This is a genomic window from Streptomyces sp. NBC_00104 (assembly GCF_045160825.1).
In the GTDB taxonomy this organism is placed as follows: domain Bacteria; phylum Actinomycetota; class Actinomycetes; order Streptomycetales; family Streptomycetaceae; genus Streptomyces.
Genome location: NZ_CP108215.1, coordinates 790757 through 817009, shown reverse-complemented (window position 1 = coordinate 817009; position 26253 = coordinate 790757). Strand labels below are relative to the sequence as shown.

Sequence of the window (26253 nt, the reverse complement as noted above, 5' to 3'; positions counted from 1 at the left end):
GGCATGGTTTGCGCCAGAAATCATGGAAGTCCGGACCGGCGGCACGGTGAGGTGTCCGGGCCGGAGGGTCAGCCGAACCGCTCGATGCGGATACGGTCCACCGGCTGCCCGGCCGCGACCAGCAGCCGTGAGGCGTGCTCGGCGAACGCGTTGGAGCCGCACACATAGGCCTCCCACCCACCGGGCGGCCGCTCGGCCAGCAGTGGCGCCACCTGCGCCGCCGACAGCCGCCCCACCGGCACGCCCTCGGGCGCCCGCCGCGTGAACACGGCCGTGGTCTCCGCGCCGTACTCCGCCGCGTAGATCAGCTCCTCGGGCCCGCGCGCGGACACCAGCAACCGCAGGGGTACGTCGAGCCCGCGCGCCCGGTGGTGGCGGAGCATCGCCATCAGCGGTACGACACCGGAACCGGCGCCGATCAGCAACGCGGGCCGGTCCCCGGGCCAGGCGAAGAAACCGCTGAGCGGGCCGCGCACCTCGACCTCGTCGCCGGGCCGGGCCTCGGTGTGGAACCACCCGGAGACCTCGCCGCCCTCGACATGGTCCAGAGTCAGCTCGATGTGCCCGGCGTCGTCCGGCGGGGACGCCAGCGAGTAGTGGCGCTGCGCCGTGTAGCCGTCCCCGGCGGTCAGCCGCAGCATCAGATGCTGCCCCGGCAGATGCCCCGCCCACCCGGGCACCGCGAACCGGAACGTGGCCACGGCCGGTGTCTCCCGCCGGATCTCCGTCAGCGTCGCCGTCTGCCAGAGCGCCGCCGCCCGGTCGCTCACCGCGATACGGCCGGGCACGGCGAACCGCGTGGGCGGCGTGAAGGCGAGTTCGGTCCGTGCCGGCCCGGGCTGTGCCGGATCGGTCTGTGCCGGCTCGGATCCTGCCGGCACGGTCTGTGCCGTCTCAGTCGCTGTCGTCTCAGTCACCGGAGTACCGCTGCTCCTCCCACGGGTTGCCCCGCGCGTGGTAGCCGTTCTGCTCCCAGAAGCCGGGCTCGTCGTGGTCGAGGAGCCGTAGGCCCGCGATCCACTTGGCGCTCTTCCAGAAGTACAGATGCGGCACCAGCAGCCGCGCCGGACCGCCGTGCTCGGCGGGCAGTGGCCGGCCGCCGTACTCCCAGGCGATCCAGGCGCGCCCGCCGGTGAGGTCGGCGAGCGGGAGGTTCGTGGTGTAGCCGCTGTGCGAGTACGCCACCGCGTGGGTGGCGGACGCGTCGGGCCGGACCACGTCCAGGAACGCGTCCAGCGATACGCCCCCGAACCGCACCCCGAACTTCGACCAGCTCGTCACACAGTGGATGTCGCCCTCGTACACCGACGCGGGCAGCCCGTGCGCCTCGTCCCAGTCCCACGAGCGCGGCTCGGCGACCAGGCCGTCGATCCGGAACGTCCAGTCGGCGGGCGCGAGGTCGGGGGTGACCTCGGCCGACAGGACGGGCCAGTCGTCGCCGGCGTCGTACTGGCCGGGCGGCAGTCCGGGAAGGTGGACGCGGGGGCGTCCGGTGAAGCCTCGGGTGACGTTCATGGGGTCCCACGTGACGGCGGTGATTGCTGAGCCGTCCAACCGTACGTGTCCGGGGAGGGTGCTCCGGCCCCGGGGCGGGCGGCGATCATTGCGGCCGCGTGAACTCTCCGCAGGCCCGGGAATAGAGGCCCGGCGATCTCCCTTGCCGCCTTCAGCCGGTGCCGACGGACCTGGCGGACCCGGCGGCCGACGACCGGAACGACCGCGCAGCAGAGTGGGAGAGCGCATGACCGAGTACGCGAGTGGCGGCAAGGGCGCGGGCACCGTGCCGCACGTCCTGGACAACCCCGCCCGCGCCTCCCTCACCGGGCCGCACGCCCACTTCGCGGAGCGGCGCGGCCGGGTGCTGCGCTACCCGCTCGACGTCTCGCCGTGGCTGGGCCTCCCCGACGACCTCGACGCGGACGACTGGGCGGATTTGGCGGCGCTGGCCGGCCCCGGCGCCGAGGTGCCGGTCCCGGCCTACAGCAGGGGCTTCCCGGCCGGCTGGGAGGTGACCTTCGACCTGGCGGGCGTGCAACTCGTCGACGACGGGGTCGCCGCCGCCCCGGACGACGAGGCCGTCCGCCTCGGCCCCGCCGACGTGCCCGAGATGCTCGACCTGGTCGAGCGCACCCAGCCCGGCCCCTTCCTGCCCCGCACCGTCGAACTCGGCACCTACCTCGGCATCCGCCGGGGCGGAGCCCTCATCGCCATGGCCGGCGAGCGGCTCCACCCGCCCGGCTGGACCGAGATCAGCGCGGTCTGCACCGACCCGGCCTTCCGCGGCGCCGGGCTCGCCACCCGCCTCATCCGTGCCGTCGCCCACGGCATCCGCGAACGCGGTGAAACCCCCTTCCTCCACACCGCCGCGACCAACACGAGCGCCATCCGCCTCTACGAATCCCTCGGCTTCCGCCTGCGCCGCACCACCCGCTTCATGGCGGCCCGCGTGCCGGTGGTCGAGGCGGGGGAGGAGCGGGTGGGGGTGTAGCGGACGCGCGGCGGGCAGCGTGCCCGAGTACCGGAGCCGCGCCCAGAGCGTCGGCCGGGCGCGGGGAGCCGCGCCGAGACCGCCGACGCGGCGGTGTGGTGGGGAGGTGCGCCGGGTGGGCCGGTCGTGTGGCTGGAGGGTGTGTCGGGGTGCCGGGTCGTGCGCCTCGGAACCGAGCCCGGAGCGACGGCCGGGTGTGCGACGCGGTGCCGTGCCGAGACCGCCGACGCGGCGGTGTGGTGGGGAGGTGCGACGGGTGGCTGGCCGTGCGGCGGGGAGGCGGCCGTGCGGCCGGGAGGCGGGCCGGGTTGGCCGGTCGTGTGACGAGAAGGCGGCCCTGGGTGGCCGGCGTGTGGTGGTGGAGTGTGCCGGGAGGGCCCGCCGTGCGCCTCGGAGCCGCGCCGGGAGCCTCGGCCCTGCGCATCGCACCTCGGCCTGCGCATCGCGGCCCGGCCCTGGCGCTCCTTGCTCGCCGCCGACGCGCCGATCACCTCGGTACGGCCCACTGGGGGAGCCCTGGGCTCCCCCAGTGGGCGGAGATCGTCGCCGCCGCGCTCGACATGCCGCTGGAGATCACCGACGACGCGGCGGGCTCGGGCTTCGGCGCGGCGCTGCTCGCTCGGCACGCGCTCGGATTCCTGCGCATCGCACCTCGGCCTGCGCGTCGCGGCCCGGCCCTGCGCGTCGCAGGTCGCCGGAAGCATCGGAAACGAGCGCTCGAAGCGCGCCCCGGCGGAGGCGCTCGCGTCCTTGAAGGCGGGCCGTGACCATGGGGTAGGGTTGCCGGGCCAGTCAGCTCGTCGACCGAGGAGGTGGGACCCATTACCGCTGTGTCAGGTCGGGTGCTCTCACCTCAACGCGGCGCGGTGCATCGCCGATAGGCCACCGCGGGAGCGCCCTTCGGCCCACCGAAAGGCTCTCGGCTGTCATGCCACTTCTCTCCACCACCTCTGTCGTCACGGCACTTCGCGCCGCCGGTTGCGTCTTCGCCGAGGACGAGGCGGAGTTGATCCTCACCACCGCACGCACCCCCGACGAGGCCGCCGCCATGGTCGCTCGGCGCGTCGCGGGCCTGCCCCTCGAACTCGTCCTCGGCTGGGCCGAGTTCGCGGGCCTGCGCATCACCGTGGAACCCGGCGTGTTCGTCCCCCGCCGCCGCACCGAGTTCCTCGTCGAACAGGCCCTCGCCACCGTTCCCGGCGCCTCGGTCGTCGTCGACCTGTGCTGTGGCTCCGGCGCGGTGGGCGCCGCCCTGGCCGCCTCGCTCGAAGCGGCCGAACTCCACGCCGCCGACATCGACCCGGCGGCGGTCCGCTGCGCCCGCCGCAACATCGCCCCCCGCGGCGGTCACGCCCACGAGGGTGACCTCTTCGAGGCGCTGCCCGCCCGCCTGCGGGGCCACATCGACATCCTCGCGGCGAACGTGCCGTACGTCCCCAGCGGCGAGGTCCCGCTCCTGCCGAGCGAGGCCCGCGACCACGAACCGCTCGTCGCCCTCGACGGCGGCACGGACGGCCTCGACGTCCTGCGCAGAGTCGTCGCCGAGGCCCCCGGATGGCTCGCCCCGGGCGGCCATCTGTTCGTCGAGACGAGCGAACGCCAGACACCGCTCGCCCTCGACGCCCTCCGCCGCTCCGGCCTCACCGCCCGCGTGGCCGTCTCGGAGGAGATGTACGCCCACGTGGTGACGGGCACCAGACCCTGAGGCATCCCGCACCTCCGGGCGACCCCTGTCACGGGACTCGCCGCGCCCCGATGTGGCCTTGCCCTCAGCCGTTGTGCAACTAGTTGCACAAAGAGCGTGGCGTCGTCTACAACGGTGGGGACGACGCCACGCACGGAGGGCCCCATGAGCCGTTACCCGCACCTGCTGAGCCCGCTCGACCTGGGCTTCACCACACTCCCCAACCGCGTGCTCATGGGCTCCATGCACGTGGGCCTGGAGGAGGCCGAGCGTGGCTTCGAGCGCATGGCGGAGTTCTACGCGGCCCGGGCGCGCGGGGGAGTCGGCCTCATCGTCACCGGCGGCATCGCGCCCAACGAGGCCGGACGCCCGTACGAGGGTGGGGCCAAGCTCACCACCGACGCCGAGGCCGAGCAGCACCGGCAGATCACCGACGCCGTACACCGCGAGGGCGGCCGGATCGCGATGCAGATCCTGCACTTCGGGCGGTACGCCTACCACCGCGACCTGGTCGCGCCGAGCGCCCTCCAGGCCCCGATCAGCCCGTTCGTCCCGCACGCGCTCACCGACGCCGAGGTCGAGCAGACGATCGACGACTACGCGAACGCGGCCCGCCTCGCCCGGCGGGCCGGGTACGACGGCGTCGAGATCATGGGCTCCGAGGGCTATCTGATCAACGAGTTCATCGCCGCCGGCACCAACCACCGCGGCGACCGCTGGGGCGGCTCGTACGAGAATCGGACGCGCTTCCCCGTGGAGATCGTGCGCCGGGTGCGCGAGGCGGTCGGTGAGGACTTCATCGTCGTCTACCGGCTGTCGATGCTCGACCTCGTGCCCGGCGGCTCCAGCTTCGACGAGGTGGTCACCCTGGCGAAGGCCGTCGAGGGGGCCGGGGCGACCATCATCAACACCGGCATCGGCTGGCACGAGGCCCGTATCCCCACCATCGCGACCTCGGTGCCGCGCGGCGCGTACACCTGGGTGACCAAGAAGCTCATGGGCGCGGTCTCGGTGCCGCTCGTCACGACCAACCGCATCAACACCCCCGAGCTGGCCGAGGAGTTGCTCGCCGACGGCCATGCCGACATGGTGTCCATGGCCCGCCCGATGCTCGCCGACCCGGACTTCGTCAACAAGGCCCGTGAGGGCCGCTCCGACGCCATCAACACCTGCATCGGCTGCAATCAGGCCTGCCTCGACCACACCTTCAGCGGCAAGATCACCTCCTGCCTGGTCAACCCGCGCGCGTGCCACGAGACGGAACTCGTCCTCTCCCCGACCCGGCGGCGCTTGCGCGTCGCGGTCGTCGGCGCGGGGCCGGCCGGCCTCGCCTGCGCCGTGAGCGCGGCCGAACGCGGCCACGAGGTCACGCTGTTCGACGCGGCGAGTGAGATCGGCGGCCAGCTGAACGTGGCCCGCAAGGTCCCCGGCAAGCAGGAGTTCGACGAGACCCTGCGCTACTTCCGCACCCAGCTCGACGCGCACGGCGTCGACGTCCGCCTGGACACGCGCGTCGCGTCCGACGACCTCACGGCGTACGACGAGGTCGTCGTCGCCACCGGCGTCACCCCGCGCACCCCCGAACTCCCCGGCGTCGACCACCCCAAGGTCCTCGGCTACCTGGACGTCCTGCGCGACGGCGCGGCCGTGGGCGACCGCGTCGCGATCCTCGGCGCGGGCGGCATCGGCTTCGACGTGGCCGAATTCCTGACCGACGGCGGGGAGAAGGCGAGCGAGGACCCGGCGGCGTACTTCCGGCAGTGGGGCGTCGACATGGACTACCGCGCTCCCGGCGGCCTCGCCGCCCCCGAGCGTCCGACCCCGCCGCGCTCGGTCCACCTCCTCCAGCGCAAGACCTCCAAGGTCGGCGCCGGACTCGGCAAGACCACCGGCTGGATCCACCGCACCGAGCTCAAGCACCGCGGCGTCACCATGGTCCCCGGCGTCCAGTACGACCTGATCGACGACGCCGGACTGCACGTCACCGTCGACGGCGTCCGCCAGGTCCTGGAGGTCGACACGGTCGTCCTCTGCACGGGGCAGGACCCGCGCCGCGACCTGTACGACGACCTGGTCGCAGCCGGGCGCTCCGCGCACCTCATCGGCGGCGCCGACGTGGCGGCCGAACTGGACGCCAAGCGGGCGATCAAGCAGGGGACGGAGGTGGCGGCGGCGCTGTAGAAGGCCTGGCCACAGGATGCGTGCGGCTGTCGTGATCCCGGGCCCTTCCTAGGATGAGCCCATGTCACTCCCGCACGCGATCCTCACCGCCCTGCTCGAAAAGCCGTCGTCCGGCCTCGAGCTGACCCGGCGGTTCGACAGGTCGATCGGCTACTTCTGGTCGGCGACGCACCAGCAGATCTATCGCGAGCTGGGGAAACTGGAAGGCGAGGGCTACATCAGGGCCCTGCCCTCCGAGCGGTCCGCCCGGGGCGGGAAGAAGAGCTACGAGGTTCTGCCGGCCGGCCGCGACGAACTGGCCCGCTGGACCTCCGCGCCCCAGGACCCCAAGCCGTGGCGCGACGCGCTCTTCGTCCGGCTCCGCGCGGCCGCCGTGGTCGGCACGAACGGTCTGGAAGACGATCTGCGGCGCCATCTCAGCCTGCATCAGCGGCAGTTGGCGGAGTACGAGGAGATCGAGAGGCGGGACTTCGGACCCGGCCGGGACACGGCACAGGACCGGCTCCAGCATCTGATCCTGCGGGCCGGGATCGACCTGCAGACCTTCTGGACCCAGTGGCTGACGAACGCCCTCGAGGAGTTCGAGACGCTGCCGGGGGACACCGGCAGCGGCGGAGGACGTGGGGGCAACGAGTAGGCGGCCGTCCGCGTCACGGGGCGACCGCTCACCCGGTGCTCACAGACGGTGCGGCTTCGCGCGGCGACGCAGGTACCAGACGGCCGCCCCCGTGCCGACGGCCACCAGCGCCCCGCCGCCCACGAGGGTGACGGTGCCGTACTCCCGGGTCGCTCCACCGACACCGCCCATGACACCCCGGGAGGGCCCCCGGGAGGGCGAGGCCGTCGTGGAGATGGTGGGGGTGGCGGCGGTGACGATGACGGACTGGGTGCCCGCCGTGGTGCCGTCCTTGCACACCACGATCACGGTGTACGTGCCCGGGCCCACGTTCGCCCAGGAGGCGGACTGCGTGGTGCTCGTGCCGGTGAGGGTCACCTGACGCCCCTGGGAGAAGTTCGCCTGCCCGCTGGAGAGCAGCGAGGCGGTGCCGAACGTGCCGTTGGTGCTGGTGGGGCAATCGCTGGTGGTGACGGTGACCGAGGAGCCCGTGGTGCTCACCGAGATCCCCGTGGGGAGGGCGACGGCCGTCGGCGCGGTCAGGGCGATCGGCAGCGCTGCGGCGGCCACCGACAGGCCGGAGCGGAGGAGTAGCTGAGACGTACGCATGGTCTGTCCTCCAGCGGCACGGTGGCGGCACATCCCTTGCGTCGCCGAGGATAGGGAGACCCGTGCTGCCTCAGGGTGAGCCAACGTGCCGTTCGCGCCGTCCGCATGCGGACGGCCCCCGGCCAGGTGACGGATTGCGCCGTGCGGGGGACCGGGCTCGGTCCACGGCGGTCGAGCCGGCGGTGATCCGCCCGGCGCGCCCTTCAGTGGTCGACCCGCCTCACCCGCCGGTGGTCACCGTCCGCTCCGCCGAGTACCCGCCCCAGGTTCCGTCCGGCAGCTTCGCCCGGATCCGCACCCGGTACGACACCCCGGTCTCCCGGCCCACGTAGAAGCGGTGGGCGGCCCGGCCCCGGGGTGGGGTCGCGCCCCAGACGAGCGTGGTCGCCGGCCGCCCGTCGAGCTGGATCTCGTACTCCGTGATGACCCCGTCGACCGACGGTGGCAGCCAGGACAGTTCGATGGAGTACGCCCCCTCGTCCCGGCGTGTGACGGCGCGGAACCCGGTGGGCGCGGTGCCCCGTCCGTCGTCCGTCCCCGGGGCGGTGGTCAGCCGGACCGACCGGCTCACGGGTGAGACGTTGTCCGCCGCGTCCCGCGCCCGCACGGTGAAGGAGTACCGGGTGCCGGGCCGCAGCCCCGTGACCACGGCCGCCGTCTGCTCCCCGCCCACACCGTGGATCTTCGAGTCGCCCTGCAGGATGTCGTACGACACCACGTCCCGGTCGTCCGTCGACGGCTCCCAGGACAGCTGTACCGCCCTGCTCCCGACCACCTTTCCGCCGAGGCGCCCCGGGCGGGCAGGGGGCCTGTGGTCCGCCACCCCGGAGGCGGGCGTCGTGGCCCGGACCTCCGCACTGGGCGGCCCGAGGTCCCCGGCGGCACTGCGGGCCCGGACCGTGAACACGTATGTGGTGGACGGCCGGAGCCGGGTGACGTCCACCATGTGCTCGCCGCCCGGCACGTCCTTCACCTTCGTACGGCCCCGGTAGACCTCGTACCCGGCGATCTCCGGCTCGCCGGACGCCCGGTTCCACATGACGTGCACGCTGGTGGCGCTGCCCGCGGTGGCGGTGACACCGGGCGGGGCCGGCGGTGGGCGGCGACCGGGGCTCTCCCGCGTCGCGCAGGCTGCCGTGAGGAGAAGCGAGCCGCAGAGCATCGGCACCAGGACGAGTGCCGGCACGGGAACGCGTCGCACGATCCGGCCCCTTCGGTCGTCGAGCCATGACGGGATTGGTCTGTACCTGTCTCCCTGTATGACATGACTGACGCGGTCACATCAAGAGGTGGGCGCGGAGTGAACGGATGCGGGCCGGATGTTCCGCCCCGCGACGGTGCCGGTCGGGACACGGTTCACGGCACGGCGTGCGGCTACGTATGCTGGTGCTCCGACACGGCATGAACTCGCCTTCTTGCCAGGTCAGTTCATGTCGTACGGCGCGGGCCGCTGTCGTCGCCGATCCCGCGCCGACGAGAGCGGCCGAGCGGCCGGGGCCGAGTGGGGCCCGGGCCCTCGGCCGCACACCTGTGCGGCGGTCGCCGTGATCCGTCCGGCCCTCTCCCGGTGGCCGTCCTCTCCGCCCCCCACCACCTTTGGGTGAGTGTCCGTCATGTCCCCCCAGGAGAGGGTCCCCATCGTGCGTGTCCGCTCGTTGACGCTGGCCGCCGTCGGCGCCGCTCTGCTGGCCCCCGTCACCCTTCCCGCCCTGGCCCACCAGCAGGGCCCCGCACAACGCGAGGGCGGTGTGAGCGCCGCCGAGCTGCTGGCCAAGGCACGCGGCTGCGTCCGGGTCTCCGAGGGGCTCTACAGCAGCGACGCCGGCACCCCCGCCGTCATCCCGGTCTGCGGTGTCGACGGCGCGGTGTACTGGAAGGCCGACATGGACATCGACTGCGACGGCCGGCCGAGCCCGCGCTGCAACAAGAACACCGACCCCTGGTTCCAGCCCGCCACGTCGTTCCTGCAGTCCGACGGCCGGTATCTCCGCTCCGAGAGCCTGCCGTTCATCGTCGTCCCCGTCGCGAGCCGCACCTGGGACTACCGGGTCCACGGCATCAAGGGCGGCTCCGTCGCCGCCGTGGTCCACGGCGACCGGGTCCAGTACGCCGTCGTCGGCGACACCGGCCCCAAGAACATCATCGGCGAGGCCTCGTACGCCACGGCCCAGGGCCTCGGCATCCGCCCCGACCCGCGCAGCGGCGGCACCGGCTCCGGCGTCACCTACATCGTCTTCGAGGACTCCCGGGTGACCCCGATCGAGAACCACAAGGCAGCGGTGGCACAGGGGGAGGAACTGGCGCGGGCCTGGGTGGAGGGGGTGACGATGCGCAGAGGCGCGACGATGCGGGGCGGGGCGGCGGGCTGACCGAACCGTCCGGGGCCTGCCGTCCGATCGGACGGCAGGCCCCGGAACGCGGGCCGGGTTCCGTGAAGGATCACTCCTTCCGGTACGCGTACGCCTCCGTGGCGGCGGCCGCCACCGCCGCGAGGTCCGCGCCCGTCGAGGCCGTGACGACCGCGGCGACGGCGCCCTCGACGAACGGGGCGTCGACCAGAAGGGTGCCCGCGGGGAGTTCGTCGCCCTCGGCGAGGAGGGCCTTCACGGTGAGGACCGCGCTGCCGAGGTCGGTGAGGACCGCGACCCCGGCGCCCCGGTCGACGGAGGCGGCAGCGGCCGAGATCAGCTCGGCGCTGGTGCCCAGGCCGCCGTCCTCGGTGCCGCCCGCCGGAGCGACGGGAACGGCGGCACCCGCACCGGCGAGCCCCTTCGCCAGCTCGGCGACCGAGGCTGCGACGGCGGCGCTGTGCGACACCAGCACGATGCCGACCGGCTTCTCGTCAGACATCGGCGGCCTCCGGGTTCTCGACGGTGGCGAGGGCCGCGATCAGCAGCGCGGCGGACGTGGCCCCGGGGTCCTGGTGCCCGATGCTCCGCTCGCCGAGGTAGCTGGCCCGCCCCTTACGGGCCTGCAACGGCGTCGTCGCCAGGGCGCCCTCCTCGGCGGCGGCCCGCGCGGCGGCGAACGACTCGGCGAGCGCGGCGACCGCCGGGACCAGCGAGTCGATCATGGTCTTGTCGCCCGGCGCGGCCCCGCCCAGCGCCATCACCGCGTCGACCCCGGCACGCAGCGCGTCCGTCAACTGCGCCTGGCTCACCTCGGCCGCCTCGCCGAGCGCCTTTCCGGTACGGCGCAGCAGGGTGCCGTACAGCGGGCCGGACGCGCCGCCGACGGTCGAAATCAGCTGCCGCCCGGCGAGCACGAGGACGGCGCCGGGTGTGCCCGGCGCCTCCTTCTCCAGGACGGCCACCACGGCGGTGAAACCGCGGCGCAGATTGCTGCCGTGGTCGGCGTCCCCGATCGGCGAGTCGAGCGCCGTGAGCCGCTCGGCCTCACGCTCCACCGAGGCCGCGGTAGCCGTCATCCAGCGACGGAAGAAGTCGGCGTCGAGCACGGAATCTCCTTGCGTGGTACGTGAATTGACTGACCGTGAGGGATGGGGCCGCGCGGCGCCGCCAGGCGCGGCGACCGTCGGCTCCCTCACACACCCCAGCGCAGTCCCGGCGTCCGCACCGGGGCGTCGTACAGCCGCAGCAACTCCTCGTCGACCTGGCACAGCGTCACCGACGCGCCGGCCATGTCGAGCGAGGTGACGTAGTTGCCGACGAGGGTGCGGGCCACGGCGACCCCGCGTTCGGTGAGCACACGCTGCACCTCCGCGTTGAAGCCGTACAGCTCCAGCAGGGGAGTGGCACCCATGCCGTTGACGAGCAGCAGCACCGGGTTGCGCGGGCTCATGTCGTCCAGGATGGCGTTCACGGAGAAGTCGGCGATCTCCCGCGAGGTCATCATCGCGCGCCGCTCACGCCCCGGCTCACCGTGGATGCCGACGCCCAACTCCAGCTCTCCGGCGGGGAGATCGAAGGTGGGGCTGCCCTTGGCCGGAGTCGAGCAGGCGCTGAGAGCCACGCCGAAACTGCGGGAGTTGTCATTGACCTGCCGGGCCAGCGCCTCGACCCGCTCCAACGGCTGCCCCTCCTCGGCGGCGGCCCCCGCGATCTTCTCCACGAACAGGGTCGCGCCCGTGCCGCGCCGCCCGGCGGTGTAGAGACTGTCGGTCACGGCCACGTCGTCGTTGACGAGGACCTTGGCGACGCGGATGCCCTCGTCCTCGGCGAGTTCGGCCGCCATGTCGAAGTTCAACACGTCACCGGTGTAGTTCTTCACGATGAACAGCACCCCGGCACCGCTGTCCACGGCCGCCGCTGCCCGCACCATCTGGTCCGGTACGGGCGACGTGAACACCTCACCGGGACAGGCCGCCGACAGCATCCCGGGCCCCACGAACCCGCCGTGCAACGGCTCGTGTCCCGAGCCGCCCCCGGAGACCACTCCCACCTTCCCGGCCACCGGCGCGTCCCGACGCACCACCAACCGGTTCTCCACGTCCACGGTCAACTCGGGATGCGCCGCCGCCATACCCCGCAACGCGTCCGCGACAACGCTCTCGGCGACGTTGATCAGCATCTTCATGGGTACCTCCTGGTGAGACGATGAGACGAGCCTCCGGCCTGGGCCTTTGCAGGTCATCACAGGTTCGGCCAGTTGTCGACCTTGGTGGTTCGTGGCGCTCGTGGGCGGACTGCGGCGGATACGGATGTCGGCTCACTACCGACCTTGATGACGGGGCGTCAGGTGTCTGGAGAGGTCGGGCAGGGGTCGGCGGAGTCGCATCTGCTGGAAGTATCGACCTTGCGGTAGCGAAGGTCACGCGCATGGACCCTCATGAGCGTGCCAGGGTGCCTGAGGCTCTGCGCCGATTGCGCCATGGGCGGTCCAGCATGAGGGGGCGATGCGTGAGCGTGCCCCCGACCTGGCGCCCGTCGATGCGGCGGCAGTGAAGAGGAGGGGACTCTGTCAGGAAGTTCAGGAAGAGGATGCTCGAATCACTGGGCGAGCCGGTGCGGGCGTGTTCGGTGAGCCTGCGCACGGCGTCAGGCTCCGTCACGACGCTCGCGGGGCCTGCGCGGAAACTCGGCCGGCGAGGCCCTCGACCCGCCGCCCGCGACCAGTCGCCACCGTGATCCTCGCGTGAGTCACGGCCGACACCTGGCAGTGCCTCGCACCGACAGCCGGCCCCGCCCCGAAGTGCAGCGCCCGCCCCGGCCGCGTCCACGTCGTCCAGCACACTGCGGCCGCTGCCGAGGGAGCCGTCCGAGACGGGACGCTGGTTCGCCCCTGGGCGAGTTCATGGGACGAAGGGCGCGCGGATGCCTAGAACCCCAGCACTTCGCCGTACTTGATGGCCCCGTTGGGCAGCGCGAAGCCGAACGGGGTCAGCGACTTGCCCAGCGGGTACGTCTCCTCGGTGCTGCTCGGCGCGAACCAGACGCCACCCGACCTGGGCTCACCGGCGTTCTCCCCGGGCGCGCTCACCGCGGTGTCCCACAGGCCGTCGCGGTTGTAGTCGCCGACGGCCACCTGGGCACCGAAGCGGTCGCCGGCCTCGGCCGTGCCGGGCATGTTCGGGGTGCTCTGGCTACGGGCCAGCCCGCCGTAGAGGCCGTGCTCCGTGCCGTTCATGACGACGTATCCGCCCGCGTCCTTCACGGTGCCCACGTCCTCTCCGGGCACGCCGACCACCAGTTCCGGGCGGTTGTCGCCGTTCAGGTCGCCGGCGGACAGCGTGGCGCCGAAGTCGTCGCCCTCCTCGGCGGCACCGCCGACCTCCGGATTCGACTGGGTGATGCAGTCGTCCTCGGTGCCGAACTGCGCGGTCTTCGAGCCCTTGAACAGGAGCAGCGCACCGCCGAGCCGGTCCTGGCAATGCGTCGTCTCCGACTCGGGATTGGGCTGTACGAGGCCGACCGCGAGGTCGTCGGTGCCGTCCCCGTCGAAGTCGGCGGCGGCGAGCGCACTGCCACGGTCGGCGTCGGCCCACCAGCGGGCGGGCTTGGCCTGCTCGTCCCAGCGCGTGATGAAGGTGCCGGAGTCGTCCAAGGCCTGCCAGGCGGTGGCGAGGTCATCCCGGCCGTCGCCGTCGAAGTCGCCGGTGACCAGGTCGCGGGTGCTGCCGCCCATGCCGTAGTTGCGCAAGGTGGTGGTGGTCACCGGGGCGGCGGTGAGTGGACCCGGGCGGAACCGGAGCGCGCCGCCCTCCTCGTCGTTCTCGCCGTACGCGAGGTCTGTGTCGCCGTCGCCATCGTAGTCACCCGTGGTGATGGTGCGGCCGATGCTGCTGTACTCGGACGTGCCCCTGGCCACGGTGGTGCCCTTGACGTTCCACTCCGAGCCGTCCACGACGGTGATGGTGCCCTCGTCCTTGAGCTGCTCGGAGGTGAGCGACTCGCCGCTCGCGCCGACGACGAGCTCGAAGACGCCGTCGCCGTTGACGTCGACGGGTGCCACGGAGGAGCCGAAGCGGTCGCCGGCCTCGGGCGTGCCGGGTATGCCGGCCTCAGCCTGGCTGATGACGCCGGTGGACTGGCTCGGGCTCTGCGGACCGCCATAGATCACGCTGATGTAGCCGGCCCTGGCCTTGCCGTTCACCGTGGCGTTGGGCATGCCGACCGCGATGTCCGCGTATCCGTCGCCGTTGAAGTCGAATCGCGGAGTCGGTGCAGCCGCAGCGCTCCCGGCGAGCGGCAGGGTCAGGCCGGCTGCGGTGAGTGCCGCCACGACGGCGGTGGCGGCCAGGGTGCGTGCGCGCACGGTGAACTCCCATAGTCAAAAGACGAAATGAGGGCAAAGGTTTGTGGAGGTGTGACTCACGAGGTGTGCGAACGGTTGTGTGCAGGTGACCGCCCGGTGGACACGACTTGAGCCGTGCCGGCGCCCGCCCTCGAGACCAGCACGAGCCGAACCGGTCAGCCCGCATCCCTGATTGAGCGGCGACGCCCTGCACGCCTACGCGGCGCTCACTCTGATCACCGACAGCGACACCGCACCGGTTCCGCGCCCCACTACGCCACGCACCCCGAAGACATCGAGGTCTCGCTCACCGAGTACGAGCCGACCATGTTCCCCCGCAGCACCGAGGTCGCCACTGTGGAAAGGAGGGGCTGCGACCTGACGCCCTTGACACGCGACATGGCCCGTCGGGCGCCATCGAGCGCCCGACGGGCCAGAGGTCAGTAGCGCCCTCGCAGTGCCTGGTGGACCCCGTACGCCTCGATGAACCCCTGAATCGTCTGCAGGTCGTTCGCGAAGGATGTGGATCGCCACTTGTCCTTCCGGCCGTCGCGATAGTTGAGCTCCACCCATACGTCAATGTTCGCCAGCATGCTGTCGGAGGTGGTTCTTGCGGTCGCCTTCAGCGTTATTCCAGCTAGATCGTAGAAATTGACGATCTTCAGCGGCTTGCGTTCGTCTTTGTACTCGATGACCTCGTCAGGGGTGATGACCAGCAGCGGATCCGGATCATCCGATGTCCCGCGCAGGAAGCCGGACAGTTTCCCCCGCTTCTTGGTGAAGACCCGCCAATTCTCCGGGACGGGACCTTGGCTCGCCTGCATCAGGACGGTTCGGGGATTAGTCATGCCGCCTCCGTTCTTGCGACCGCGCCCAGCGAGAGCTTCTGAAGCGCCAGGAACCTGGGCCGGCTGAGATCCGCTCGCTGCGCGCGAGGTGAACAGAATCGTCCAGGACCAAGAAGAATTCTCCGTTCCCTGGCCGGTGTACGCCACTTCGGCGGGGTCGGAATGCCGAATGACCGGGTGTTTCGAGCGGGGCGGCCAGGGGCGGCCAGGAGCGGCACTAATGACCAGATGTACATTAAGGGGGTGAGTAGCGAACGTCCCAGCGCCCCTGCCGTCGTCAGGAAACGCGTCCGTGCCCCCGAGGTCCACCGCGAGGCGATCCTGGAGGCGGCGCGGGCCGCGTTCGCCGAGCGGGGTTACACCCGTGCCACCATCCGGGAGATCGCGGGGCGGGCCGGTGTCACGCACGGTCTGGTCATGCGGCACTTCGGCTCGAAGGAGCAGCTGTTTCTCGCGGCCGTGCCCGGCCCCCGGGACCTGCCCGAACTGCTGCCCGGCCCGCCCGAGACCCTGCCGGACCGGATCGCACGGGCCTTCGTCGAACGCATGGAACACGCCGACGGCAACGATCCGTTCCTCGCGCTGATCCGTAGCGCTGCCTCCGACGAGCAGGCCGCGACCGGCCTGTACGCGGCGATGCGGCGCAGCAGTGCGGAGGCATACCGCACGGTGCTGAGTGGGCCCGACGCGGACGAGCGCGTCGACCTGCTCGCCTCCCAGCTCATCGGCGTCATCTTCAGCCGGTATGTACTGCGCGGCGGCCCGGTGGCCGAGATGCCGCCGGAGCGGCTCGTGGCCTACCTGACGCGCACCCTCCGGTGCCTCCTTGAGCCCCTCGATCCCATCGATCCCATCGATCAGGCCGAGCCTGTCGATCCTCCCGAGTCCTCCGAAGGGACCTATCCATCATGACGGAACAGAGCCTCACCCACGTCGCGTTACCCCCGTCCCTCACCGGCCGGACGGTCCTGCCGTCCGACGCCCGCTACGAGCGGGTGCGCCACGGATACGTGCACCGGGGCGCCCCGGCCATGGTGATCTTCCCCGAGAGCGTGGAGGAGACGGCCGTGGCACTGGCGTACGCCCGCAGCAGGGGAACAGTGGTGTCCGTGCGCAGCGGCGGGCATGGCATCAGCGGACGGTCGACCAACGACGGCGGTGTCGTCGTTGACGTCTCCCGCCTCGACGACGTCGCGGTGCTGGACCGGACGCGACGCCGGGTCCGGATCGGCGCGGGCGCCCGGTGGGGGAGAGTCGCGCAGCTCCTCGCCCCGCACGGGCTCGCCATCAGCTCCGGAGACACCGGCGGCGTGGGCGTGGGCGGGCTGGTCACCGCGGGCGGCATGGGCTGGTTCGCGCGGCGGGACGGGCTGACCATCGACCATGTGACGGCGGTCGAAATCGTCCTGGCCGACGGCACTTTCGTCCGCGCCGACGCGGAGCACCACCCCGACCTGTTCTGGGCGGTCCGGGGCGCGGGCGGCAACTTCGGCGTCGTCACGGCGGTGGAGTTGGAGGCGTCCGAGACCGGCGACGTCGTCTTCGCCAACCTGATCTTCGACGCGCGGGAAACCGCGCCGCTCGTCGAGGAGTGGGGAGCCGTCCTCGAGGCCGCGCCCCGTGAGCTCACGAGCTTCCTCACCCTCATGCCCGCCGCTCCGGGCCGCCCGGCCATGGCCCACGTCGCCGCGGTCTACGCCGGAGACCGACCGGACGCCGCCCAGCGGGTGTTGACCCCCCTGCTGGGCCTGGGCCCGCTGCTGCGCCAGGAGGCGGTGCTCGCCTCGTACCCGGCGCTGGTGCCGGTCGGCGGCGCCCCGCACCAAGGGCAGGGCCTGGGCGCCACCCGCTCCGGACTGCTCGACCGCGTCTCCCCGCACACCGCCCGCTCCCTCGAGGAGGCGCTGGCGTCGGGGCAGGTACTGATGGGGCAGTTCCGTTCGGTGGGCGGCGCGGTCAACGACGTCAGTCCCTCGGCCACCGCCTACACCCACCGCACCCAGAACTTCCAACTGCTCTCCGCGACCGTGCCCGAGCGGGAGCACTCCCTCGACGCCCACTGGGCAAGGCTCGCCCCCGAGGTGAACGGCGTGTATCTCAGCTTCGACACCCGCCGCTCCCCCGAGGTCCTCGCCGAGGCGTTCCCCGAGCCGGTCCTGACCCGGCTGCGCGCGCTCAAGGCCCGGTACGACCCGGAGAACGTGTTCGACCGCAACTTCCCGCTGCGGTGAGAGCGGCTTCCGGGGCGTACCGGGGACTTACCGGGCGCCTACCGGGGGCTGTCAGGCCTCGCCGTGCGTGCGGGCGCCGTCGATCGCCGCCTGGTACGACGTGGCCGCCATCTCCTTGAACTGGGAGAGCCGGGGCACGTGCGCCGACTTGGTCAGCTCCGCGTGCAGGAACGTCAGGTCGGAGGCGAGGCCCACCATGCTGAGCGCCGCCTTCAGGTACGGCTCCTGGTGGTCGAAGTCGTGGCGGGGCGTGCCCGGCCCGTAGGCGCCGCCGCGCGCGGAGGCCACCACGACCCTCTTGCCGGAGAGCGGGCCCTGACCGGTGGCCGGGTCGGCGATCAGCGGCGCGATCAGGACGCGGTCGAACCACGCCTTGAACGTGGACGGCACCGAGAAGTTGTACATCGGTACGCCGAGCAGGATGGTGTCGGCCGCGAGGAGCTCCTCGATCAGCGGCCAGGTCACCGCCCAGCTCGCCTCCTCCTCGGGCGTCCGCGTCGCCCCGCGGGCCACCGCGAGGTCACGTATGCCCTCCGTCTCCAAGCGGTGCATGACCTCGATCTGCGCGTGGTCGACATGCGGGACGGAGTCGGCGGCCAGGTCGCGGTAGACGTAACGGCCGTCGGGGTTGGTCTTGCGCCAGGTCTCCGCGAATTCGCCCGAGATCTGGCGAGAGACCGAGCCCAGGCGAGGGCTGGAGTCGAGATGAAGCAGTGTGGGCATGGCGGAAGTCCCTTGTCTGGTCGGCGCGTTGGAGGGGTATTGATCTCCATTGAAGTCGCCGTCAGGACCGTTGTCCCGTAATCTGGCGTGGCACTTCTTAACCAGAAGCGTTAGCGAGGATGACGGTGCTGGACGTACGGAAGCTGGTGCTGCTGCGCGAGGTCGGGGCCCGGGGCTCGATCGCCGCAGCCGCGCAGGCACTCAACTACACGCGTTCAGCGGTCTCCCAGCAGCTGTCCGCCCTGGAGTCGGAGACGGGCGCCGCGCTGCTGGACCGCGGCAGCAAACGGGCCGAGCTCACCGCCGCCGGACGACTGCTGGTGGCTCACACCGAGCGTGTCCTCGCCGAACTCGAAGCTGCGGAGGCACAGTTGCTCGCCCGGGACGGCAAGGTCACCGGCGAGCTGCGGGTGGGCGTACCGCTCCACGAGGGTCCGGCCCTGCTGGTGCCGGCGTTGAACCGATTGCGCGCACGCCATCCGGAACTGCGCATCACCCTGCACGGCGTCGATCCCGACGAGGGCCGGCAGACGGTCCGGCTCGGGCGGCTCGACGCCGTCCTGGCCTCCGGCTACCCGCAGGTGCCCGAGCCACGGGTGCCGGGGCTGTACGAGGAGGAGGTGATCAGCGACCGCATCCGCCTGGCCATCGCGCCCGGTCACCCGCTCGCCCGGGGCGAGGGGCCGCGTGCCCTCGCCGAGTTCGCGGAGCAGCCGTGGCTGCTGGACCGGACGTCCCGGCTCGGACAGCTGGTCCTCCACCTGTGCGCCGACGCCGGTTTCGTCCCCGACATCGTCTCCGACATCGGGGACATGCAGGCCGTGTTCGGGCTGGTCTCGCTGGACTGGGGCGTCGCGCTCGTCCCCGACCTCGTGCCAGACCGGCCGGGGCATCCGGTCGCCCGCATCGCTCTGAAGGGGATCCGGCCCATCCGCCGGATCACCCTCGTGGTGCGCGAGGGTGCCCTGGACAGCCCGCCGGTGGCGGCCCTGCTGCCGGCCGTACGGGAGGCGGCCGACGAACTGCGACGGTCCTCGGCGGGCCAGATCAGCCACCCCGCGACAGACTGACTCCGCCCCCTGGGGGCCGACGAGCTCCGCCGAGGGGAGTCCGGCCGTCACCCCGGCCCGCGCCCGACGCGTCGCGTCGGCCGTCGGCCGACGGCCGAGGAAACCTCCCCGGACCACGGTGTGACGGCCTCGTCAGCCGTCGGCTGACCGACCGCGTCCACGCCGCCCGACCAGCCGCTTCCGCCGCAGCGACCAGCCGCTTCCGCCCCCAGCGACCGTCTCGCTCCCACCGCCGACGGCCGACCGCGTCAGCCGGCTGCGGCGGACCAGCGTGGATAGCTGCCCAGGAAGCGCACCTCCAGGCCCCGGGCCTCGACGGCAGCCATGGCCAGGCGCAGCGGGCGGGTGTCGATGTGGGCGTCGACGTCGAGGAACAGGTGGTAGCTGCCGAGCGCCCGGCCCGTCGGCCAGGACTGGATCCAGGACAGGGCGATGCCGAGGGTGCGGAACTCGTTGAGTACGTCGGGGACGAGGTCCGGGCCCGCGGTGCCCAAGGACACCAGCAGGGAGGTGCGTTCGCGTGCGGTTCGGGCCGGGTGGGACCAGCGGGGAGCCACCGACACGAACCGGGTCACGGCCCCCGCCTCCCGGCCGAGGCCGGTGGCGAGGACCCGCAGCCCGTACAGGCCGGCGGCCGGCGCGGCCGCGATGGCCGCGTGGCCGGGGACGCCCGCCTCGGCGACCTCCCGGGCGGCCGCGGCGGTGGAGGCGGCGGTCCGGGTGCGGGCACCGGGCAGCCGGGTGCGCAGCCAGTCCTCGCACTGGCCCAGCGCGTGCGGGTGGCTGTGCACCACGGTCACGTCCTCCACGTCGCCCTCGGGGGCCATCAGCGCGAAGGACACCGGCACCTCGACCTCGGCGTTGATGTGCATCCTCGCCGAGGCCAGCTGGTCCATGGTGGCGGGTACGACGCCGCGTACCGAGTTCTCCAGCGGCACCACCGCCGCGTCGCACTCACCCCGGAAGGCCGCCTCCAGCGCGGCGGCCACGCTCGGGAAGGGGCGGTGCGCCGGTTCCCGGTCCGGAGGGACCGTCGGCAGCAGCCGGCGCAGCGCGGTCTGCGTGAAGGTCCCCTCCGGACCAAGATAGGCGTACGTCATCGTCGCCCGTCAGCTCTCGATCACACGGTGGAACGCGACGGTGTCGAAGATGTCCTCCATGCGGACGGCCCGCCCGTCGCGCAGGACCCAGGAGTGCACGAACGGCTGCGTCTCCGTGTGGCCGCTCAGGGAGGTGATGTCCCGGCGGCCGAAGACGACCACACGCTCGCCCTCCCGGATGAATTCGCCCGGGTGCAGCCGCATGCCGCCGAGGACGGTGGGCACGTGCGCGAGGAACGCCTTGACACCGGCGTGCCCGTACTTGGTGCCACCGAGGCCGTACTTGTCCATCCCCTCGGGGTGCACCCACTCGATGTCGGGGTCGAAGGCATCCAGGAGCGCGCCCACGTCGCGGGCCGCGAAGGCGGCGTAGGCGGCGTGGATCGGTGCCAGTGGATCTGTGCTGTCCGTGGGGTCCGTGCTGTCCGTACTGCCGCTGCTGTCGGTCATGACGGGAGTCGCTCCTCTCACTTCTTGAGGTGTTCGGGGTGCAGGGCCGCGAGGGTGCGCCGGATGCCCTCGCGCCACGGCACCTTGCACGGCCCGGTGAGCGAGCGGCGCAGCGTCGGGTCGAACTGGTAGGTCTCGCGGGTGACTTCGCTCGGTACGAGGTTCGCCTCGACCCCGGTGAGCTCCTCCAGGTAGCGGACGCAGTCGGTGACGCCGACGGACTCGTCGCCACCCCAATTGGTCAGGGTCACCGGGACGCTCGCCGCGCTCCACAGGTGCGGGACCTGCTCGACGAGGTCGTCGATGTACAGCAGCGAGGTCCAGTTCTGGCCCTCCAGCGGGACCGGGATCGGCTCGCCCGCGAGCATGCGCTTGAAGTAGAGCATCGGCACACCGCCGTAACCGGCCGGCCCATAGGCGATGTTGAGGCGGGCGATGACGGTCGGCAGGCCGAGGGTCTGCGCGAAAGCCCGGACCGTGCCCTCGGCCGCGATCTTGACCACGGGGTAGGCGGGCAGCCAGTCGGCCTTGCCGTCCAACGGGTCGGTCTCGGTGTATTTGTGGTCGAGGGTCTGGCGGGCGTACAGGGCGCCGGTGGACACGTACAGGAACGCCTCCGCGGTACGGCAGTGGGTCATCAGGCGCCCCGCGGCCACCGAGTTGGCCTCGACGGCCGCGTTGAAGTCGCCGTCCTCGCCGCGGTTCACCGCCGAGTGGAAGACGTGGGTGAAGTCTTCCGGCAGGCCCTTGAGGGAGCCGGCGCCGGTGTCGTCCATGTCCCAGCGGAAGGTGCGGATGCCGTGGCGGGTGAGCTTCTCTTCGGCCCCGGGGGCGCCGAAGCGCCCCAGCGCCCACACCTCGTTGCCGTCGGCCAGCGCCTCGGCGACCGGTCCCGCCACCAGTCCTGTGGCACCGGTCACCAGGATCTTCTTGCGGTTCACGTACTGCCCCTCCTTGGGGTCCGGGGTCGGGGATCGGTGCGCTTCAGACGTCGCCGAGGGCGCGGTCGAGCTCCTTGCGCAGGATCGACTGGAAGGCCGCCACGTGGGTCGGGCCCATCAGCGTGTAGTGCTCGCCGGGTACGTCGATGTAGTGGTTCTCGCCGGTGGCGTGTTCGTCCCAGCGGCGCAGCTCGTTGTTGAGCCAGTCCTCCTTGGTGCCGCGCAGTGGGATGGCGTAGAAGACGCTCATCGAGCGGACTGTGCCGGCGGGCGAGTATCCGCGTCCGAGGTTCGTGAGGCCGTCCGCGAGTTCCGCCCATGCCTTGAACCTCTCGAAGGTGAGGTCGAGTTCGGCGAGGCGGCCCTCGGGCGCCTGGTCGATGAAGTGCGCGAGCTGCTCGTCCTTGGACAACGACCGCAGCTGTGCGGGCAGTTCGAGCGACTGCTTCTTGTCGATCAGCTCCAGGAAGAACGCCAGGTTGGCGGCAGTCTCGACGAAGTCCAGCTCGTTCATGCGGTACTTGATGTGCGGCGGCAGGTTGAAGCTGCCGACGAAGTCGACGCGCTCACCCTGTGCTTCGAGCACCTTGGCTATCTCGAAGGCGACCGCCCCGCCGTACGAGTACCCCGCGACGGCGTACGGGCCGTGCGGCTGGCGGGAGCGGATGGCATTGACATACGTGTCGACCATCTCTGCGAAGCTCTCGAAGGGCCTCTCGCCGGGGTTGAAGCCGCGGGCACGCAGTGCGTAGAACGGCCGTTCGCCGACGAAGTACTTGGCGAGGTTGACGAAGACGAGGACCTCGCCGACGCCCGGATGGACGCAGAACAGCGGGGTTTTGTCGCCGGTGACCTGCATCGGCACGATCGGGTCGTACTCCCCCTCGCCGTCCGCGGCCCCGTCGAGGTGAGCGGCCAGGGCACGCACGGTGGGTGCCCGCAGCACGGTGATGATCTGCAGGCCGTCCGCGCCGAGGCGCTGGGCGACCAGGGAACGCAGACGCAGGATGTCGAGTGAGGTGCCGCCCAGGTCGAAGAAGTTGGCGGTGACACTCATCCGGTCGGAGCCGGTGTCGAACATCTCGGCGTAGATGCCGGCGAGGACTTTCTCCGTGTCGCCCTTGGGCGCGGTGTAGCCGCCGAGCCGACGCAGAACCAGGTCGTCGACGGCACCCTTCACCTCGTCGTACGCCCCGGCCTCCAGCCGCTTGCGCATCAGCGCGCGCTGGATCTTGCCGAGGCTGGTCTTGGGGAAGGCGTCCTTCGGCAGCGGCAGGATGAGTGCGGGCCTGAAGCCCCAGTGCATGACGACGCTGCTGCGCACCGCGCTCAGCACCCGGTACAGGGCGAGCTCGTCGCCGTCGGCGCACTCCTGATGGAAGGCGACCACGAGTTGCTCGGTGTCGCTGCCGGGGGCGCGGGTGGGGAAGGCGGCGACAAAGGAGGGGGCCACGTCGTCGAGGCCTTCGAGGAGGGTCTCGATGTCGTGGCTGAAGTAGTTGACACCATTGACGATGACGCTGTCCTTGGTGCGCCCGACGAGGGTGAGTCGACCGTCGTCGATCCTGCCGAGGTCACCGCTGCGGAACCAGCCGTCGGGGGTGAAGGCGTCCTGTGTGGCCTGCTCGTTGTTGTAGTAACCGGCCGTGATCATCGGGCCGTTGAGCTGGAGCTCGCCCACCGCGCCCGCGGGCAGTTCGCGGTGCGCCTCGTCGGCGACGCGGATGCGCAGCCCCTCGACGGGCTGTCCCAGGTTGGCGAACTCCTGGCCCTGGTCGGCGGCCGGGAAATCGACGGAGTAGATGCTGCCGGCGCAGGTCTCCGACATGCCGAACGCGGGCCACAGGGCGTCGGCACGCAGCCCGTACGGGGCGAAGCGGCTGAGGAAGGTCTCGCCGGTGGTGCGGACGACGGCCTCGCCGCCACTGATGACGTGCCGTAACCGCGACAGGTCGATCTCGTCGCCGTTCTCCTCGTCGAGTCGGTCGGCCTGCGGATTGATCAGCCCCAGCAGGAAGTTGGGGGTGAAGGTCATGGTGACGCCGAAGCCGGAGATGATCCGCAGGAAGTTCAGCGGCTCCTGGAGCACCACGGGTGCTTCGACGTGCAGTTGGGTGCTGCCCGCGTACAGCGGCAGCAGGTGGCATTCGAGGAGGGCGGCGACATGGTCGAAGGAGACCCAGTTGAGGCTGATGTCCTGGGCAGTCAGCCCGTGGTAGCCGTTCTTGGCGGCCATGGAGGCGAGCAGGTTGGCGTGGCTGAGCATCACGGCCTTGGAATTGCCGGTGGAGCCGGACGTCAGCACGAGGACGGCGTCGTCCTTGGGATCGGCCTCGTGGAAGGAGTCCGCCAGGTGCTCGGCGCGCAGATCCTCCAATGGGACGACGGACAGGCCCTCGACACGCGGGAGTTCGGCGGCGAGGGTGGCGCTGGTGACGATCAGCGGCTGGCCGAGGAGGGTGTCGACGTGCGTCAGCTGGGCCGCCCAACGCTCCGGGTCGCCGCCCAGGGCGGCCATCGGGCATGGGACGAATCCGCCGAGCTGGCAGGCCCAGAACGCGGCGAGGAACTCCCGCGGTTTCTCCAAGAGCAGGACGACCTTGTCGCCTGGGGCGAGGCCGCGTTCCCGAAGGCCGGTGAGGACCGAGCGGGCCTCGTCGAGGAGGCCGGAATAGCTCTGCAAGGGTGCGTCCTGGTCGTCCGCGCCCCGGGGATAGCGCAACCCGGACTCCGTGTGGTCCCGGGCGGCGTCGCACAACAGGTCCACGATGGTCCGCGTCCTCGTCACGGCTGTGGTCATGCGGGATGCCTTCTTCCTCTTCGTCGGCCGTCGTCCCCGGGATCACCGGAACGGCGTGCTGAACGGTGTACGGAAAGTCGTTCGGATGTGCTGGTGAGTCACACTCGACCGCGCGCGGAAAGGGTGGCGGTGACGGTGGCCGGGAAAGCAGGGAGGCGGCGCGGCGGGCGCGGCCCTCACCCGAGGGCTAATAAGCGGAAGAGCCGGATCCGATTTCCGCCGGCTCATCGGGCAAGCACCTGTTCATCGTCCCCCGTCGACCAGGCCAGTCCCTGGAGCCACGACATCGGGGCTCCGAATATTCGCCGAGAATAAGAACCGACGGTCCGGCTTGTCAAAGGACTAAAAAGGGGGAGCAGAAAGTGCCGGAAAAGAGGAAAAAACCCTGCCAAACCTCACTGGGTGTGGGGGAGAGCACACCGGCCGGACGGAGTTCTGCGGCAAATCAACAAAGGAGTCCAATTTCTGACCTGCGCGTTATCGAGCAGGCAACTTGCGCGTCACATGGTGACTTCCGGATGTGCCGATAAATAAGCCGGTGCCGTTTTTCCTGACGGTAGGCGTAAGCAATCGAGACATGTACCGGAAAGAGGTGGCGCGGTATCCGGATCCTTCTCTTCCGAGCGCCGGCGACAGACCTCCGGAGCTGACGCTCGGCAGCCGTCCGAGGCGCGATCGCGGGCCTCGTCGGGAGCGTCGCGGCTTCGGGCGGGGCGCCGCGTCCCCGCCCGGCCGTCACCCCGACCGGCAGGCGTCGAGTTCGTGCTGCCAGGCGGGGGTGGGGAATGCCTGGGGGAGAGCCGGGCGCAGGTGGCGAGATGGTCGCGTAACGCGTAACGCGTAACGCGTAACGCGGAACGCGGTGCGCAGGCGGGCCGCAAAGTGGGCGCACAGCCGGCCCGCCGGGGTGCCGGCGGCCGCGGAGTCGATCACGGTGGCGGCCAGGACGGCCGTACGCAGGGCCTGAGCGGTACCGGTGCCGCTGAGGGGGCGTAGCGGATGGCCCCCGCGCCGTCATCGTGCGGGGGCCGTGCCCTTGCGGTGTGGGCGATCGCGTCCGGGGCGAAGGCGTCCGGCCCCGCCGCTCATGCGGCAGGGCCGGCACCCGGACGTGCGCCCGTTGGTTAGGAGACGTACAGCCGTGTCGGCTTCGGGTAGCTCGACCGGTAGCTCTTCAGCTCACGCACGTCGGCCGGCTTGAGCTTGACGCAGCCGTTGGACTTGTAGTCGCTGTTGCCGTCCCAGCGCGTCGACTCCGTGGAGCCCTGCTTGCCGTTCGACTTCATCTCGCTGTGGATGAACAGGGCGGTGCGTTCGGTCTTGGCCTTTCCCGTGCACCTCTTGTTGCTGAGCTGCCAGACGATTCCGTTGATCTTGCCCGAGAAGTTGCTGGAGAAAGTCGTGATGTTGTACGTGCCGCTGGGCAGCCAGCCCACATTGCTCTTGCAGCCGTCGCGGCCGATCTTGTTGTCGGCGGTGCCGAGGCCCGAGCCCGCACGCCAGCTGGCGACCCGCCACGTGCGCGTCTTGTCCGGGGCGACCTGCTGCACGAAGTAGAAGGAGAGACGCGAGTTGGACGGGTCCTTCTTGTTCTTCTTGAACGACAGGTAGGTGCTGCCCTTCGCGGCAGCCGCCTCGACCGACGTTTCCTCGGCCGCCGACGCCCCCGCTTCCTGCGCCCCCGCCGCCGACGGCAGCAGGCTCACCGCCACGGCTGCCACGCCCGCCGTCGCGATGGCCTTCAGCCTCCGGCGCAGGGGGCGTGATGTACCTGAGTTCATGATCTGTTCCTCCCGTTGGACCGCCCCTGACAGAGCGG

Annotated in this window: 23 protein-coding genes; 8 read left to right on the top strand and 15 right to left on the bottom strand. The window is 71.5% G+C overall.

Annotated features, from left to right (window positions below; genetic code table 11):
- Positions 1-68: 68 nt before the first annotated feature.
- Both OG272_RS03475 and OG272_RS03470 read right to left on the bottom strand, forming a co-directional pair.
- Positions 69-788 carry a ferredoxin reductase gene (locus tag OG272_RS03475; protein WP_328508252.1) on the bottom strand — a complete coding sequence of 240 codons (720 nt, stop codon included), beginning with the start codon at positions 786-788 and terminating at the stop codon, positions 69-71.
- A 121-nt stretch (positions 789-909) separates the two neighbouring features.
- Positions 910-1515 carry a sulfite oxidase-like oxidoreductase gene (locus tag OG272_RS03470; protein WP_326585045.1) on the bottom strand — a complete coding sequence of 202 codons (606 nt, stop codon included), beginning with the start codon at positions 1513-1515 and terminating at the stop codon, positions 910-912.
- Positions 1516-1741: 226 nt separating this feature from the next.
- On the opposite strand from OG272_RS03470, the gene OG272_RS03465 reads away from it, so the two are divergent.
- The 4 genes from OG272_RS03465 to OG272_RS03450 all read left to right on the top strand — a co-directional run bounded on the left by OG272_RS03465 (position 1742) and on the right by OG272_RS03450 (position 6990).
- The gene (locus OG272_RS03465) at positions 1742-2488 is read left to right on the top strand and encodes a GNAT family N-acetyltransferase (RefSeq protein ID WP_327731236.1); all 747 of its coding nucleotides are present in this window, start codon (positions 1742-1744) and stop codon (positions 2486-2488) included.
- 928 nt (positions 2489-3416) lie between these two features.
- Complete coding sequence (locus OG272_RS03460; RefSeq protein WP_327731237.1) at positions 3417-4193, top strand: putative protein N(5)-glutamine methyltransferase; 777 nt, start codon at positions 3417-3419, stop codon at positions 4191-4193.
- Positions 4194-4337: 144 nt separating this feature from the next.
- The gene (locus OG272_RS03455) at positions 4338-6353 is read left to right on the top strand and encodes an FAD-dependent oxidoreductase (protein WP_405892508.1); all 2016 of its coding nucleotides are present in this window, start codon (positions 4338-4340) and stop codon (positions 6351-6353) included.
- Positions 6354-6414: 61 nt separating this feature from the next.
- Positions 6415-6990, top strand: a complete 576-nt coding sequence (locus tag OG272_RS03450; RefSeq protein ID WP_326585049.1) for a PadR family transcriptional regulator — start codon at positions 6415-6417, stop codon at positions 6988-6990.
- Positions 6991-7029: 39 nt separating this feature from the next.
- Here OG272_RS03450 and OG272_RS03445 read toward each other — a convergent pair whose 3' ends face one another.
- Positions 7030-7578 (bottom strand): hypothetical protein, encoded by a 549-nt coding sequence (locus OG272_RS03445; protein ID WP_327731240.1) that lies wholly within the window; start codon positions 7576-7578, stop codon positions 7030-7032.
- A gap of 220 nt (positions 7579-7798) precedes the next feature.
- Complete coding sequence (locus OG272_RS03440; protein ID WP_405895979.1) at positions 7799-8740, bottom strand: fibronectin type III domain-containing protein; 942 nt, start codon at positions 8738-8740, stop codon at positions 7799-7801.
- A 478-nt stretch (positions 8741-9218) separates the two neighbouring features.
- Here OG272_RS03440 and OG272_RS03435 point away from each other — a divergent pair, with 478 nt between their 5' ends.
- Complete coding sequence (locus OG272_RS03435) at positions 9219-9947, top strand: glycoside hydrolase family 75 protein (protein ID WP_326585051.1); 729 nt, start codon at positions 9219-9221, stop codon at positions 9945-9947.
- A gap of 70 nt (positions 9948-10017) precedes the next feature.
- On the opposite strand, the gene OG272_RS03430 is transcribed toward OG272_RS03435, so the two are convergent.
- The 5 genes from OG272_RS03430 to OG272_RS03410 form a co-directional block, all read right to left on the bottom strand.
- Positions 10018-10428 carry a PTS fructose transporter subunit IIA gene (locus OG272_RS03430; protein ID WP_326585052.1) on the bottom strand — a complete coding sequence of 137 codons (411 nt, stop codon included), beginning with the start codon at positions 10426-10428 and terminating at the stop codon, positions 10018-10020.
- Positions 10421-11035 (bottom strand): dihydroxyacetone kinase subunit DhaL, encoded by a 615-nt coding sequence (dhaL, locus tag OG272_RS03425; RefSeq protein ID WP_405892506.1) that lies wholly within the window; start codon positions 11033-11035, stop codon positions 10421-10423. Before dhaL ends, OG272_RS03430 begins: the two co-directional genes overlap by 8 nt.
- Before the next feature lie 86 nt (positions 11036-11121).
- Positions 11122-12114: a dihydroxyacetone kinase subunit DhaK gene (dhaK, locus tag OG272_RS03420; protein ID WP_405892504.1), complete on the bottom strand. Its 993-nt coding sequence runs from the start codon at positions 12112-12114 to the stop codon at positions 11122-11124.
- A gap of 741 nt (positions 12115-12855) precedes the next feature.
- On the bottom strand, positions 12856-14292 hold the full coding sequence (locus tag OG272_RS03415) for an FG-GAP and VCBS repeat-containing protein (RefSeq protein ID WP_405892502.1): 1437 nt from the start codon (positions 14290-14292) through the stop codon (positions 12856-12858).
- Between the two features lie 419 nt (positions 14293-14711).
- Positions 14712-15119 carry a hypothetical protein gene (locus OG272_RS03410; protein WP_326585056.1) on the bottom strand — a complete coding sequence of 136 codons (408 nt, stop codon included), beginning with the start codon at positions 15117-15119 and terminating at the stop codon, positions 14712-14714.
- A gap of 243 nt (positions 15120-15362) precedes the next feature.
- On the opposite strand from OG272_RS03410, the gene OG272_RS03405 reads away from it, so the two are divergent.
- A complete protein-coding gene (locus OG272_RS03405) occupies positions 15363-16031 on the top strand; it encodes a TetR family transcriptional regulator (RefSeq protein ID WP_327731535.1) in 669 nt (222 codons plus the stop codon).
- On the top strand, positions 16028-17350 hold the full coding sequence (locus OG272_RS03400) for an FAD-binding oxidoreductase (RefSeq protein WP_327731536.1): 1323 nt from the start codon (positions 16028-16030) through the stop codon (positions 17348-17350). The genes OG272_RS03405 and OG272_RS03400 overlap by 4 nt, the downstream gene beginning before the upstream one ends.
- 51 nt (positions 17351-17401) lie before the next feature.
- On the opposite strand, the gene OG272_RS03395 is transcribed toward OG272_RS03400, so the two are convergent.
- Positions 17402-18073, bottom strand: coding sequence for an NAD(P)H-dependent oxidoreductase (locus OG272_RS03395; RefSeq protein ID WP_327731537.1), 672 nt, complete (start codon positions 18071-18073; stop codon positions 17402-17404).
- A gap of 119 nt (positions 18074-18192) precedes the next feature.
- On the opposite strand from OG272_RS03395, the gene OG272_RS03390 reads away from it, so the two are divergent.
- Positions 18193-19143 (top strand): LysR family transcriptional regulator, encoded by a 951-nt coding sequence (locus OG272_RS03390; protein ID WP_327731539.1) that lies wholly within the window; start codon positions 18193-18195, stop codon positions 19141-19143.
- Positions 19144-19391: 248 nt separating this feature from the next.
- On the opposite strand, the gene pheA is transcribed toward OG272_RS03390, so the two are convergent.
- The 5 genes from pheA to OG272_RS03365 form a co-directional block, all read right to left on the bottom strand.
- Positions 19392-20243: a prephenate dehydratase gene (pheA, locus tag OG272_RS03385; RefSeq protein ID WP_327731540.1), complete on the bottom strand. Its 852-nt coding sequence runs from the start codon at positions 20241-20243 to the stop codon at positions 19392-19394.
- A gap of 9 nt (positions 20244-20252) precedes the next feature.
- Positions 20253-20693: a nuclear transport factor 2 family protein gene (locus tag OG272_RS03380; RefSeq protein ID WP_326585062.1), complete on the bottom strand. Its 441-nt coding sequence runs from the start codon at positions 20691-20693 to the stop codon at positions 20253-20255.
- A 17-nt stretch (positions 20694-20710) separates the two neighbouring features.
- On the bottom strand, positions 20711-21634 hold the full coding sequence (locus OG272_RS03375; protein WP_327731543.1) for an NAD(P)-dependent oxidoreductase: 924 nt from the start codon (positions 21632-21634) through the stop codon (positions 20711-20713).
- A gap of 43 nt (positions 21635-21677) precedes the next feature.
- Positions 21678-24434, bottom strand: a complete 2757-nt coding sequence (locus OG272_RS03370) for an AMP-binding protein (RefSeq protein WP_405892497.1) — start codon at positions 24432-24434, stop codon at positions 21678-21680.
- Between the two features lie 1124 nt (positions 24435-25558).
- The gene (locus OG272_RS03365; protein WP_327731547.1) at positions 25559-26215 is read right to left on the bottom strand and encodes a hypothetical protein; all 657 of its coding nucleotides are present in this window, start codon (positions 26213-26215) and stop codon (positions 25559-25561) included.
- Positions 26216-26253 lie beyond the last annotated feature (38 nt).